At 69.1% G+C, this 12,627-nt stretch carries 11 protein-coding genes, 1 tRNA gene and 1 other RNA gene; 3 read left to right on the top strand and 10 right to left on the bottom strand.

The features are described 5' to 3' along the window. Positions 1-295: 295 nt before the first annotated feature. The gene (locus AB0C33_RS23435; RefSeq protein ID WP_358291302.1) at positions 296-1,045 is read left to right on the top strand and encodes a hypothetical protein; all 750 of its coding nucleotides are present in this window, start codon (positions 296-298) and stop codon (positions 1,043-1,045) included. A gap of 140 nt (positions 1,046-1,185) precedes the next feature. Here AB0C33_RS23435 and AB0C33_RS23430 read toward each other — a convergent pair whose 3' ends face one another. From AB0C33_RS23430 to AB0C33_RS23410, 5 genes are all read right to left on the bottom strand, one after another. After that, the gene (locus tag AB0C33_RS23430) at positions 1,186-2,244 is read right to left on the bottom strand and encodes an aspartate-semialdehyde dehydrogenase (RefSeq protein WP_352362183.1); all 1,059 of its coding nucleotides are present in this window, start codon (positions 2,242-2,244) and stop codon (positions 1,186-1,188) included. Then, complete coding sequence (locus AB0C33_RS23425; RefSeq protein ID WP_352318411.1) at positions 2,241-3,515, bottom strand: aspartate kinase; 1,275 nt, start codon at positions 3,513-3,515, stop codon at positions 2,241-2,243. Before AB0C33_RS23425 ends, AB0C33_RS23430 begins: the two co-directional genes overlap by 4 nt. An 87-nt stretch (positions 3,516-3,602) precedes the next feature. Next, a complete protein-coding gene (locus tag AB0C33_RS23420) occupies positions 3,603-4,133 on the bottom strand; it encodes a DUF5063 domain-containing protein (protein WP_352362187.1) in 531 nt (176 codons plus the stop codon). Next, the gene (recR, locus tag AB0C33_RS23415; protein ID WP_125640516.1) at positions 4,126-4,725 is read right to left on the bottom strand and encodes a recombination mediator RecR; all 600 of its coding nucleotides are present in this window, start codon (positions 4,723-4,725) and stop codon (positions 4,126-4,128) included. Before recR ends, AB0C33_RS23420 begins: the two co-directional genes overlap by 8 nt. A 2-nt stretch (positions 4,726-4,727) precedes the next feature. Continuing rightward, positions 4,728-5,078 (bottom strand): YbaB/EbfC family nucleoid-associated protein, encoded by a 351-nt coding sequence (locus AB0C33_RS23410; RefSeq protein ID WP_125640519.1) that lies wholly within the window; start codon positions 5,076-5,078, stop codon positions 4,728-4,730. 494 nt (positions 5,079-5,572) lie between these two features. Between AB0C33_RS23410 and AB0C33_RS23405 the strand changes: the two genes are divergently transcribed. Further along, complete coding sequence (locus AB0C33_RS23405) at positions 5,573-6,829, top strand: GAF domain-containing protein (protein ID WP_358291299.1); 1,257 nt, start codon at positions 5,573-5,575, stop codon at positions 6,827-6,829. Between the two features lie 43 nt (positions 6,830-6,872). On the opposite strand, the gene AB0C33_RS23400 is transcribed toward AB0C33_RS23405, so the two are convergent. Both AB0C33_RS23400 and ffs read right to left on the bottom strand, forming a co-directional pair. Continuing rightward, positions 6,873-9,227, bottom strand: coding sequence for a DNA polymerase III subunit gamma and tau (locus AB0C33_RS23400; protein ID WP_358291297.1), 2,355 nt, complete (start codon positions 9,225-9,227; stop codon positions 6,873-6,875). 31 nt (positions 9,228-9,258) lie between these two features. Then, an RNA gene (gene ffs, locus AB0C33_RS23395) (signal recognition particle sRNA small type) lies at positions 9,259-9,354 on the bottom strand. A gap of 106 nt (positions 9,355-9,460) precedes the next feature. Here ffs and AB0C33_RS23390 point away from each other — a divergent pair. After that, a tRNA-Ser gene (locus tag AB0C33_RS23390) sits at positions 9,461-9,548 on the top strand. A gap of 52 nt (positions 9,549-9,600) precedes the next feature. Here the strand turns inward: AB0C33_RS23390 and AB0C33_RS23385 are convergent. From AB0C33_RS23385 to AB0C33_RS23375, 3 genes are all read right to left on the bottom strand, one after another. Then, positions 9,601-10,029 (bottom strand): tyrosine-type recombinase/integrase, encoded by a 429-nt coding sequence (locus AB0C33_RS23385; protein ID WP_358291295.1) that lies wholly within the window; start codon positions 10,027-10,029, stop codon positions 9,601-9,603. A gap of 652 nt (positions 10,030-10,681) precedes the next feature. Further along, positions 10,682-11,992 (bottom strand): hypothetical protein, encoded by a 1,311-nt coding sequence (locus AB0C33_RS23380; RefSeq protein WP_358291293.1) that lies wholly within the window; start codon positions 11,990-11,992, stop codon positions 10,682-10,684. A 232-nt stretch (positions 11,993-12,224) separates the two neighbouring features. Beyond that, positions 12,225-12,627 (bottom strand): hypothetical protein (locus AB0C33_RS23375; protein ID WP_358291291.1); only part of this gene is annotated, 403 nt, incomplete at its 5' end.

The following is a 12,627-nucleotide window of genomic DNA, read 5'->3' as shown; positions in this document are numbered from 1 at the left end:
CGCGGTGGGTCATGGAGTGGCACGGTGATCGCCGCCACAGGGCAAAGATGACTATGAGACATGAGTTATCTCCTGGGAATGGTGGGATTGTCGTTTCAGGCGGAAGGGCTCTTTTCCGCGAAAAGGCATCGACATGTGGATACGTGGAACAGCGCGCACCTTCGTGGTGGCGCTCCTCGGCATTCAGATCACCATAATCGCGCTGGCGTCGGCCGCTTCCGCCGCCTCCCACCCATCAGGTGGAGAGCGGGTTCAGGCGCCAACACCGTTCAACCGTCCTGACGAGACCGGGGGGATGCTCGACCTGTCCCTGTGGTTCCCGGAGGGGATCGACGGACCGTGGACGAACATCCGGCAGGCCGCCGTCGAGGCGGCCCTGGCGGAGACATACCAGGTCGAGCAGCACCAGGCGGACCCCGCGTCCGCCAAGTCACAGCTGTCGAAGGAGGACTCCGAGGAGACGGAGGACGCCTGGGCCGAGGCCGAGGACGCGTTCGCCGCGCAGTCGGACCTGCAGGACCACGCCGAGCGCTCAGAAGCCGTCACGAGGCCCGCGAGCGTCGAGGAGGCGGTGGCGCCTCAGAGTCGGCCGCAGAGGTCGCAGAAGCGATCTCAGCTTGATCTGGCGCGTGTGCTGCCCAGGCAGGCCGCCATGCACATGACCCACGCCCTGGCCGCCCGCTGGCTCAAGAGCTCGGGCCTGCGCACGAAGTCGTCGGGCCACTGTACGAGCCGCCACATGCACCACTGCACCTCGCTCGACTCCGTAAGGGCCGGCACGATCGCCCGGATCATCGACCTCAAGCATGACAGCGGCTGCCCGGTCATGGTGACCGGCGGCACCGAGGCGGGTCACGCGCCCGGCCAGTACAGCCACGGAAACGGCTACAAGCTCGACATCACGCACAACGCGTGCATCGACCGCTACATCACCAGGCACCACCGCAAGACGGGGGTCCGCGGCGACGGCGCCGCGCTCTACCGCTCCGCCACCGGAACCGTCTTCGCCAACGAGAGCAGCCACTGGGACATCCTCTTCCGGTGACAGGCCCGCCCGCGGGAGAACACGACTCCCTCGGAAGCACGAATCGCCGGGAACGCGACTCTTCCGGGACGACAGAACTCTCTGGGAAAACGCGAAGGACGCCGCACACCCACACGGCGTCCCCACGGAGTCGGGCCAGGCTACAGCTCGGAGGCCACCAGCTCGGCGATCTCAGCCGCGTTGAGCGCGGCGCCCTTGCGCAGGTTGTCGCCGCAGACGAACAGGTCGAGCGTGTTCGGGAAGTCGATCGCCTGGCGGACGCGGCCCACGTAGGTCGGGTCGTTGCCGACCACTTCGAGCGGCGTCGGGAAGACGCCGTTGGCCGGGTCGTCCATCAGCACCACCGTCGGCGCCGCCGAGAGCACGCGGTGGGCGTCCTCGACCGTGATCTCACGCTCGAAGCGGGCGTGCACGGCCAGCGAGTGGGTGGTGATCACCGGCACGCGGACGCAGGTCGCCGAGACCTTCAGGTCGGGGATGCCGAGGATCTTGCGCGACTCGTTGCGCAGCTTGAGCTCCTCGGACGCCCAGCCGCCGTCCTTGTACGAGCCCGCCCACGGCACCACGTTGAACGCGATCGGCGCCGGGAACGGCGACTCGTCGGGCAGCTTGCCGGCCAGCGCCTTGCGCACGTCGCCGGCCGTCTGCCCGAGCGAACGGTCGCCGGCCAGGGCCTCGACCTCGTCGTAGAGCCGGGCCGAGCCGGCCACGCCCGCGCCCGACACCGCCTGGTAGGAGGCGACGACGAGCTCCTTGAGCACGTACTCGGCGTGCAGCGCGCCCATGGCCGCCATCATCGACAGCGTGGTGCAGTTGGGGGTCGAGATGATGTTCCTGGGCCGCTGCCGCGCGTCGAGCGGGTTGACCTCGGGCACCACCAGCGGCACGTCGGGCTCCATGCGGAACGTGCCGGACTTGTCGATCGCGATCGCGCCGCGCTCGGCCGCGATCGGCACCCACACGGCCGACACCTCGTCGGGCACGTCGAAGATGGCGATGTCGATGCCGTCGAAGACCTCGGGCGCGAGCGCCTGGACCACGACGTCCTCGCCGCGCACGCTCAGCACCTTGCCCGCCGAGCGCGGGGAGGCGACGAGACGGATCTCGCCCCAGATGTCCTCCCGGCTGGACACGATGTCCCGCATGACGGTGCCCACGGCGCCGGTGGCGCCGATCAGGGCGAGATTGGGCCTGCTCATCGTCCGCTACCTCCGTAAACCACAGCTTCGACCTGGTCGGCGTCGAGATCGAAGGCACGGTGGGCGGCCGCCACGGCCGCGTCGACACCATCCTGCTCGACGATCACCGAGATGCGGATCTCCGAGGTGGAGATCATCTCGATGTTGACCCCCGCGTCGGCGAGGGCCGCGAAGAACGTCGCCGTGACGCCGGGGTGCGAGCGCATGCCCGCGCCGATCAGCGACACCTTCCCGATCTGGTCGTCGAAGAGCAGCGACTCGTAGCCGATGCGGCCCTGGATCTTCTTCAGCGCGGTCAGCGCCACCTGGCTGTCGGCCGTGGGCAGCGTGAAGGAGATGTCCGTGCGGCCCGTGGCCGCGGCCGAGACGTTCTGGACGATCATGTCGATGTTGATCTCGGCGTCGGCCAGCGTTTTGAAGATCGAGGCAGCCTCGCCGACCTTGTCGGGGACCCCGACAACAGTGATCTTGGCCTCGCTCCGGTCGTGCGCGACGCCGGAGATGATCGGCTGCTCCATCTCGGTTCCTTCGGTGTAAGGGTCGGAGACGACCCACGTGCCTTCCGTGGTGCTGAACGAGCTGCGTACGTGGATCGGCAGGTCGAACCGCCGAGCGTACTCGACGCAGCGCAGATGCAGGATCTTCGCGCCGCAGGCCGCCATCTCCATCATCTCGTCGTACGAGATCTTGGGGATCTTGCGGGCGACGGGCACGATGCGGGGGTCGGCCGTGAAGATGCCGTCGACGTCGGTGTAGATCTCGCAGACGTCGGCCTCCAGGGCCGCCGCGAGCGCGACCGCGGTGGTGTCGGAGCCGCCGCGGCCCAGCGTGGTGATGTCCTTGGTGTCCTGCGAGACGCCCTGGAACCCGGCCACGATCGCGATGTGCCCCTGGTCGAGCGCCTCGCGGATGCGGCCCGGCGTCACGTCGATGATGCGCGCCTTGCCGTGGGTGGAGTCGGTGATCACGCCGGCCTGCGAGCCGGTGAACGAGCGCGCCTCGTGACCGAGGTTGGCGATCGCCATGGCCAGCAGGGCCATCGAGATGCGCTCTCCGGAGGTCAGCAACATGTCGAGCTCGCGGCCCGGAGGCAGCGGCGACACCTGCTCGGCCAGGTCGAGCAGCTCATCCGTCGTGTCGCCCATCGCGGAGACGATCACGACCACGTCGTTGCCGGTTTTTTTCGTCGCGACGATCCGCTGCGCGACCCGCTTGATGCAGGACGCGTCGGCGACGGACGAACCACCGTACTTTTGCACAACGAGCGCCACGAGAGTCTCCCGGTCTGGACTGTGAACTGCCAGTCTACTGGGGGCCTCTCATGGGCCTGATGGTTCATACCACTATGTGGATGATCATCACACGGTGGTGGCTTCCTCCGCCACGTCGAGCCGCGAGTGCGCGGCGAGGGCCTGCAGCGCGCGCATCGCCGCGCCCGCGTGGTTGCCCCAGGTGTTGAAGTAGGAGTACTGCCACCACCACAGCGCCTCGTGCGGACGGCCCGCGTGGAAGTGACGCAGCCCGTGGATGAGGTCGGCGGCCACCGCGGTCAGGTCGTCCGACAGCCGGTACGGCGTGACCGACGTGTCCTTGTACGGGTCGAACACCTCGGCGTAGTCGTCGACCGCCTCCAGCCGCTCGGCCAGCGCCGTGCGCACGCCGTCGATGTCGGGGTCCTCGCTCATCGGCGGCTCGTAGTTGCCCGACAGGATCACGTCGCGGTTGGCGCCGAGCTTGGCGCCGGCCAGGCTCACCTGCGCGACCTCCACCAGGAGCAGCGACCAGATCGCGTCGCCGCCCTCGCCGCCGGCGACCCTGGTCAGGCCGTCGACGTAGTTCTGCGCGTGCGCGGCGATCTCTTCGGCCAGCACATCCCACATATCAGACATCCAGGAGCCTCCGTCCTTCGAAAGCACGGCCCAGGGTCACCTCGTCGGCGTACTCGAGGTCACCGCCCACCGGCAGGCCGCTGGCGAGTCGTGTCACTTTGATGCCCATCGGCTTGACCAGACGGGCGAGGTAGGTAGCGGTCGCCTCGCCTTCGAGGTTGGGGTCGGTGGCGAGGATGAGCTCGGTGACCCGCCCGTCGGCCAGGCGCGTCATGAGCTCGCGGATGCGCAGGTCGTCGGGGCCGATGCCGTCGATCGGGCTGATCGCGCCGCCGAGCACGTGGTACGTGCCGCGGTACTCGCGCGTCTTCTCGATCGCCACGACGTCCTTCGACTCCTCGACCACGCAGATGACGTGCGTGTCGCGCCGCGGGTCACGGCAGATGCGGCACTCCTCCTCGGAGGCCACGTTGCCGCACACCCGGCAGAAGCGCACCTTGTCCTTGACTTCGAGCAGCGCGTGCGCCAGCCGCTTGACGTCGGCCGGGTCGGCCGCCAGCAGGTGGAACGCGATGCGCTGCGCGCTCTTGGGACCGACCCCGGGCAGCATGCCGAGCTCGTCGATCAGGTTCTGGACGACCCCTTCGTACATGCCTAGAACCCTGGCAGCTGTCCGAGTCCGCCGCCGCCCAGACCTTGGGCGAGCGGGCCGAGCTTCTCCTGCTGCAGGTCGGCGGCGGCGCGCACCGCGTCGCGGACGGCCGCGATCACCAGGTCGGCGATCGTGTCGGCGGTGTCCTGCGGGTCGGCCGCGTCGATCACGCTCGGGTCGATCTTGAGTTCGAGCAGCTCACCTGAGCCGTTGACGACGGCAGTGACCATGCCGCCGCCCGACGAGCCCTCGATCTGCGCGTCGTTGAGCTCCTGCTGGGCGCTCACAAGCTGCTGCTGCATGAGCTGAGCCTGCTCCAGCAGCTGCTGCAGGTTGACATCCCCTGGGTTCACCGTCGTGCGCTCCTCGTGGCTCCGGTTCTTGACTGCCACGAGCCTACGGTGTTTGGGCGGCGTCATGTACTGGGAGGGCTCCCCATGTTTCCCTCCAGACATTCGTCACGGACCTTTGTCATGGCCGGATCTCGGCCCCCCTCCAGTGTCCGAGACCCGGCCATCACGTCGGACGGAGCGGCCGCACCACGCCGACGCGTGTTTCGGAACGGTAGTGCGCCCAACGTTGCACACACGTTGCGTTCATTCAATCACCCTACGCAATCCCCCTGAACGGCTTGCGCATATCGCCGCCAGGACGGATGCTCGTTGTTGACTACTTGGAGTGACCGATGAGTTACGGCCATCTCGATGCGTACTCCCGCCTTCTACGCGGAGCACACGAAGCGGCGGCTACCGGGCAGAGCTCGCCCGATTCGCCCCGCACCCTGATCACGGCCTCGTGGCGGCGATCGCTCGCGGCGGGAATCGACCCGGATGGCCGGAGCGCCCCATTGGTCTGCGAGTCCTCCGACGTCGTCGAGATCCGCGAGGCTCATCCGCTGCGGCCGCTGCTGCCCCTGCTCGCCCAGACGCTCTCCGGCCTGGCCGACGAGGCCGAGCACGTCATGATCGTCACAGACCGTGACGGGCGAGTGCTCTGGCGTGACGGCAAAGGCGGCATCCTGCGCGACGCGGACCAGGTGGGCCTGGCCGACGGCCATCACTGGGGCGAGTGCATGGCCGGCACCAACGGCATCGGCACCGCGCTCGCCACCGGCCGGCCGGTGCACGTCTACTCCGAGGAACACCTGATGCGGGTGCTGCACGTCTGGTCGTGCAGCGCGGCGCCGATCAGCGATCCGGAGTCGGGCGACGTCATCGGCTGCGTCGACGTCAGCGGCATCGCGCGGTCCCTGCATCCGGCGACCGTCGCCCTGGTCGGCGCGACGGCCAGGCTCGCCGAGTCGCAGCTCGCCGTACGGATGCACGAGCGCGACGAACGCCTGCGCCGCCGCTACGAGTCGCTGCGCAACCGGGGCGGCATCCTGCTGTCGCCCACTGGCCGGGTCATCTCGGGCGATCCCATGGGCCGCCTCGGCGCCCGCCTCCCCCTGTCCGGCCAGCGCATGATCCTGCGTGACGGCAGCGTCGCCTTCCTCGAACCCTTCTGCGACGGCTACCTGCTGCGCGACACGCCGTCCGCGACGCCGCCCACCCTGCGCCTGACCTGCCTGGGCGAGGGCACCCCGACGGCCGACCTGGGCGAGCGCCCGCGCCCGCTCTCACTGCGCCACGCCGAGATCCTCGCTCTGCTCGCCCTGCACCCGCAGGGCCTGTCGGCCGACCAGCTCTCGTTCCACCTCTACGGCGACGACGGCAACCCGGTGACCATCCGGGCCGAGATCCACCGGCTGCGCGGTCAGCTCGGGGAGGTGCTGGCGGCGAAGCCGTACCGGCTGGTCTGCCCGGTCGAGGCGGACTTCCTCGGCGTTCGCCGGCTGCTCGACTCGGGCGACACCGCCGCGCTGGCCCGCGCCTACCCCGGGCCGCTCCTGCCGCGCTCGGAGTCGCCGGACATCCGGCGCGAACGCGAGGAGCTCGAAGCCCAGGTACGCGCGTGCCTCCTGCGCCACGGCTCGCCCGACGACCTGTGGACCTACGCCCAGACGCCCAACGGCCGCGACGACTACCAGATCCTGGAACGCCTGTCGGCCCTTCCGCCGACGGACCCCCGCTCGGCCGCCGCCCGCGCCCGCCTCTTCCCCTGACCGCAGCTCGGACTCGTCCCGGGCGGGTGGAGGGGGACTTCGGTCAGGTGTGGTCGATCTCGCCGATGACCTGGGCGCCGAGCTCGCGTTGCAGCAGGGCCATGCCGGAGACGGCGTCGACGTCGGCGTCCGCGTCGTTCAGCGGGTCGACGTCGTCGGCGTCGGCGGCCTTGTCGCGGCCCGGGATCGCGCTCGGCCACGCCGCCGTGCCACCCGCGCGTGAGGCCGGGGTGCGCGGACCCGCCTGAGCGGCCGCCTTGGCGGCCGACCGCGCGGCGGCCAGCCCCGCTCCGACCGGCGCGGCGGCGGGCTGCCGGGCGGTCACGGTCTGGGTGGGGTCGGGGCTCGGCGGGGAACCGGGGCTGAGGTCGTCGGGCGCGTCGGGCCACGACTCGTCGGTGGTCGGGCGCGCGGACTCGGTGGTCGGGCGCGCTGACGCGGTGGCCGGAGGTTGGCCCGGGTCCTGGGAGCCCTGATCGTCCTGGGAGCCGCCGTGCGAGCCGGACCGCCCCTGGGAGGTCGCCTGGACGCCCGTCCCGCCCTGCGGGCTGGTCGTCGCCTGGCTCGCGGCCGGGGCCGCCTGGGGAGCCGGGGCGCCGTGGCCGCCCGACGGCGGCTGCTGACGTGCGGGGCCGCGGGTGGCCTGGGGCGCCGGAGAGCCGCCGACCACCGCCTCGACCCGCCAGGTGCCGCCGAGCACGTCGCCGAGCGCGGTCGCCACGACGGCGTCCTTGCCGCCGCCCGTGAAGTTCTTCATCGCGCCGACCTGGCTGAACCCGAGTGTGACCAGGTTGCCTTCGACGCCCACGACCTGGGCGTTCGTACTGACGTTGGCCCAGACCACGATGCTGCGCTGCTTGAGCGCGGCCAGCACGGCGGGCCACTGCTGCTGCATGCCGCCCGCCCCGCCCGCGACCGGGCCCGCCGCCGCGGGCGCCTGAGCGACAGGCGCCTGAGCGACGGGTGCGGGCGCGTCGGAGACCGGAGCCGCCGCCGAACCGGGACGCACGGGCTCGGGCCAGTCGTCGGCCCCGCCGCCCACCGGCCCCTGACCACCGGCGGAACCGTTGCTCCCCGCGGGCGTCGCAGGCTCCGGAACCGCCGCGTCGCCGCCGACCGGCGCCGTCGTACCGACGGAGACAGCCGGGGGCGCGACGGGAACGTGCACGTCGTGGCCGCCGCCCGGGGCGGCCGGACGCGGGATCGTCACCGCGCCCGCCCTGGAGGCCATCTGGGCGACCGTGCCGCCGCGCTCCAGACGTTCGAGCCGGGCGAGCAGGGACGCCTCGCCCTGCGAGGCGCCCGGCAGCAGCACGCGCGCGCACATCAGTTCGAGCAGCAGCCGCGGCGAGGTGGCGCCGCGCATCTCGGTGAGCCCCGCGTTGAAGATCTCGGCCGCACGGGTGAGCTCGGCCGGCCCCATCGAGGACGCCTGCCCCACCAGCCGCTCCAGCTCGTCGGCGGGACGGTCGAGCAGCCCGCTGGACGCCGCCTCGGGCACGTTGGCCAGGATCACCAGGTCGCGGAAGCGCTCCAGCAGGTCGGAGGCGAAGCGGCGCGGGTCGTGGCCGCCCTCGATCACCCGGTTGACCGCCTGGAACACCTGGCCGCCGTCGCGCGCTGCGAACGCGTTGACGACCTCGTCGAGCAGGTCGCCGTCGGTGTAGCCGAGCAGGGAGACGGCCTTGGCGTAGGTGATGCCGTCGTCCTCGGCCCCGGCGAGGAGCTGGTCGAGGATGGAGAGCGAGTCACGGGCCGAGCCGGCGCCCGCGCGGACGACCAGCGGCAGGGCGGGCGGCTCGAAGGGCACACTCTCGGAGGTGAGGATCTCCTCCATCAGCGCCTTGAGCGTCGCCGGCGGCATCAGCCTGAACGGGTAGTGGTGCGTACGCGACTTGATGGTGCCGATGACCTTTTCCGGCTCGGTCGTCGCGAAGATGAACTTCAGGTGCGGCGGAGGCTCCTCGACGAGCTTGAGCAGCGCGTTGAAACCCTCGCGGGTCACCATGTGCGCCTCGTCGATGATGTAGATCTTGTAGCGCGCCGACACGGGCGCGAAGAAGGCGCGTTCACGCAGGTCACGCGCGTCGTCGACACCGCCGTGGGAGGCCGCGTCGATCTCGATGACGTCGAGGTGGCCGGGGCCGGTCGGGGCGAGCGCCACACACGACTCGCAGGCGCCGCAGGGGTCGGGCGTCGGGCCCTGCTCGCAGTTGAGAGAGCGGGCGAGAATGCGCGCGCTGGAGGTCTTGCCACATCCGCGGGGACCGCTGAACAGGTACGCGTGGTTGATGCGGCCCGTACGCAACGCCTGTCGCAGTGGATCTGTGACGTGTTCCTGACCCTTGACCTCGGCGAAGGTCCCGGGTCGGTACTTGCGGTAAAGCGCAAGGCTCATGCGACCATCCCGCCTGCGAGGGGGCTCTCAACGAAGAGACCCCCCGCACACCCGCCAGAGCCCGCTTATCCTTGCTGCCTTCCGGCCCTGGGGAGGTTCACAGGATGACGCCGCGCGAGGGGTCCCTGGACAGTCTAACCGGCCTCAGCAGTGCTCGCTCCACGGTTCGGGTTGAGCATGTCCTGGAAAAATCGCGGTCACCGCAGTGCCGGAAGTCCGGTAAGCTCGTCGGCGGAGGATTCGCCTAGTGGCCGAGGGCGCACGCTTGGAAAGCGTGTATAGGGCAACCTATCAGGGGTTCAAATCCCCTATCCTCCGCCAGCTCAGAAGGGGTGCACCGTGATCACGGTGCACCCCTTCTGGCTTTCCAGTCTCAGTTGGCCTCTTGAGAGGGCTCTTCCCCCTCCTCGCTCGACTCCCCGAGCATGCCATCGCCCTGCTTGGCGACCGTGTTCCGGATGCCGTCGGTGACGTGCCAGCACCGGCGCGCCATGCCGCTGCCGGACCACCCCATGACGCCCATGACCGTTCGCTCGGGAACTCCCAGGATCAGTAGGACGGTCGCGGCGGTGTGCCGGGCGTCGTGGAGCCGACTGTCCCTGAGTCCGGCGGAAGCGAGCAGGTCTTTCCACTCGTGGTAGTCGCTGTAAGGGCTGACGGGACGACCGGTAGCAGTGGCGAAGACCCAGTCCCCCTCTTCCCAGTGCTGGCGCGCCTTGGCGCGCTCCGCTTGCTGTTCGCCTTGGTGCTTGCGCAGTAGAGCGATGAGCTGAGCCGGAAGTCCGATGGTGCGGTGGCCCATGCGAGACTTGGTATCAGCGGTCTCGGTTCTCACGTGCTTGCGCTCGGGACAGTAGCCAGGCTTCCAGCCTCGTATCGCCTTGTCCCGGCCACCGGTGGCCAGGACAGGGTCCCGTCGCTGCGCTTGCCCAGCGTCACAGTGAAGATCGTGCTGGAATGAGTGGTGAAGGACTCTCCTACCGCCCTTCCGGTGTCCAGATCCCAGACCGACACGTTGCCGGAGTCATCGCCGTAGCCGATGACGGTGGAGCCGTCACGGCGCTGCCCTGCTGCCATGCCGGCGCACGTGGTGGCGGGGACCCGGATGGACTTTCCGGCAGGCTGTCCCGTGTTCCGGTGAGGGATGGCCGGTGTTCGCGGAGACGGCGGCGGGCGTGCGATCCCGGCGCTTCCCAACCGCCAAGGCTCGGACCTGGCACTCATGACAGCTGAAGAGGTACTTGCTGAGCGGCACTCCCGGATCAAGGCTTCGGAAGCCGGTTCACAGAAAGTCGTTTCCCCCGGGCAGGGCGGCGATCAGTTCTGTCCCCATGGGCCGATCACGCCTGGCCGTACTGGCTGGACATCTCCCTCATTCCGGGCGCGGCCAGCACCCGGCTGGCCGGCCACTCGGCCGCGCCGTGCACGACAACGTTGATCATCTATGTTCACCCCTACCATCGAACGGTCGCGATTCGGGCCATCATCGGGTCCGCCCAGGTGCGTAGATGTCCGGCCAGCCGCAGCAGCGGCCCCGCCAGCAGATAAGCGCCCACAGCGAGGCCGTAGGCAAGGTATATCCACTGACCCGCACTCAGGGGCTTGCCTCCCACCACGAACGGATACCACAGCGCGCTGAACTCCGGCGTGTAGAAGCAGATCGGCGCCTCGTACTGGCCGCCCCCGTCGGGCCAGCACACCTTGGGAACGTCGACGTCCCCGAACACCGCACCGTTGAGCCCAGCCCAAACCGACAGGCCGAGTGCCAAGACTGTGATGAAGTCGGCCACAGCCGAGTCACCCGGCCGATGGCACCTTACGGCCAGCGCGAACGCGGCGGGCACTGCCGCGAACAGCAAATACCGCGGCCCCCAGAACGACGAGCCGCTCCATGACCAATACGTCGCGTACAGCAACAGCAGCCCGATCACGAATGCCAACCACAGGTCGTAAAGCCGCCGTCCGGCGGCTAGGTCACGCAGCCGCTCTCGTACGGGCAGGAACAACCCGGGGGCGAAGAACAGCAGGCCTTTGCCGAAGGAGAAGACCAGCGACAGAATCCCGAAGAAGATCGGATAGCTGAAACCCGGCAGGCCGGAGTAGGGCATGATCGTGCGATTCCCACGGTCATCCGCCTCGTAGCCAGTCGCGAATGGACTGCCACGCCGGAGCCACGCCTCCACCATCACCAGCGCAACCGCTGAGCAAACCGCCAGTGCCCAGCGCAGTCTCCGGACGTCCCAGATCCACTTGGTGGTCATCAGCGCCATGGCGGGCAGGGCAGCGGGCGTGCTGGCGACCCCAACGGCTATCGCCAGCCATCCTGGCCGGACCTTGCCTGCGACCAGCCCGACAGTCCCTGTGAGAACGAGGATGGCGGTGAAGGTCTCGCCGTTGTATCCCAGCTGATGGTGGGCGAACATCGACGCAAAGATCAGCAGCAGGATGAACCGCCGTAGGAGCCGCCGAGGCAGCCGGTTCCGCAGGGTGAACCAGACAAATGCCAGTCCGCCCATGAGCAGAAGGGTGTTGTAGCGCAGTGTCCACCACTCCGGCGATCCTACGAGCTTCCCGATCAGCCAGAGCGGGGCCGAGAGCAGCGGCCCGACCATCGAGTATTTCCCGTCCGGGACCGTGCCTTGCGTGAGCAGGGCCGTCAACTGGAAATAGCGGACCGAGCCGTCGCCCCAATCCAGGCGGGGCAGGAGAAAAAGCATGCCGGCGAACCCTGCGACGATCATGCCCGTCTCGACCCTGGCGGTCACGCGATTGTCGTCCTCGGGAGGCACATGGACGGTGGGTCGCTCAGCGACTCTGATGCTCACCCTTCAAGACCATGACGAGTTGCCATCCAAGAGAGAGCCAAAGACACGGCCCGTCATCATCACGAGCATGTCCTTTGGATTCGGCATGCCATGAGGCGGCCGACCACTGGATTCCTGGGATCCAATGGTCGGCCGCCTCATGATTCGCAAGCCTGACCGGCGGGATGGAGCGTCAGCCGGTCACTCGGAGGTTCTTCCTGACCACCGTAGGAGCAGGTGCCAGAGCAAGCCTTAGAGCGCCGGAGGCCATGCGGTATTGGGCCTCCCCGAAGCAGGGCTTCTCGTAGCAGGGCTCATGGGCGTCGTCCTTGTCACAGGATTCTGGGTGGCAGGGCGCCTTGAAGCAGGTCTCGTGGTGCCCATGGTCGTACGAGAACTCCGAGTGGCACTGGCCCTTGGAGCAGACCTCGCGGTGCCTGTCGTCGTACGAGAACTCCGAGTGGCACGGCACCTCGTCGCAGAACTCATGGTGCCCATGGTCGTACGAGAACTCCGAGTGGCACGGCACCTCGTCGCAGAACTCATGGTGCCCATGGTCGTACGAGAACTCCGAGTGGCACGGCACCTCGTCGCAG

It is taken from the genome of Nonomuraea sp. NPDC048881 (assembly GCF_040649795.1).
In the GTDB taxonomy this organism is placed as follows: domain Bacteria; phylum Actinomycetota; class Actinomycetes; order Streptosporangiales; family Streptosporangiaceae; genus Nonomuraea.
The sequence above is the reverse complement of the archived record's forward strand: the minus strand, read 5'-3'. Positions and strand labels throughout refer to the sequence as shown.

Excerpts from the sequence above, each read along its gene's own strand:
- AB0C33_RS23435 (WP_358291302.1), top strand. The coding sequence starts at position 296 with ATGCTCGACCTGTCCCTGTGGTTCCCGGAGGGGATCGACGGACCGTGG.
- AB0C33_RS23430 (WP_352362183.1), bottom strand. The coding sequence starts at position 2,244 with ATGAGCAGGCCCAATCTCGCCCTGATCGGCGCCACCGGCGCCGTGGGC.
- AB0C33_RS23420 (WP_352362187.1), bottom strand. The coding sequence starts at position 4,133 with ATGTCTGATATGTGGGATGTGCTGGCCGAAGAGATCGCCGCGCACGCG.
- recR (WP_125640516.1), bottom strand. The coding sequence starts at position 4,725 with ATGTACGAAGGGGTCGTCCAGAACCTGATCGACGAGCTCGGCATGCTG.
- AB0C33_RS23400 (WP_358291297.1), bottom strand. The coding sequence starts at position 9,227 with ATGAGCCTTGCGCTTTACCGCAAGTACCGACCCGGGACCTTCGCCGAG.
- AB0C33_RS23385 (WP_358291295.1), bottom strand. The coding sequence starts at position 10,029 with ATGGGCCACCGCACCATCGGACTTCCGGCTCAGCTCATCGCTCTACTG.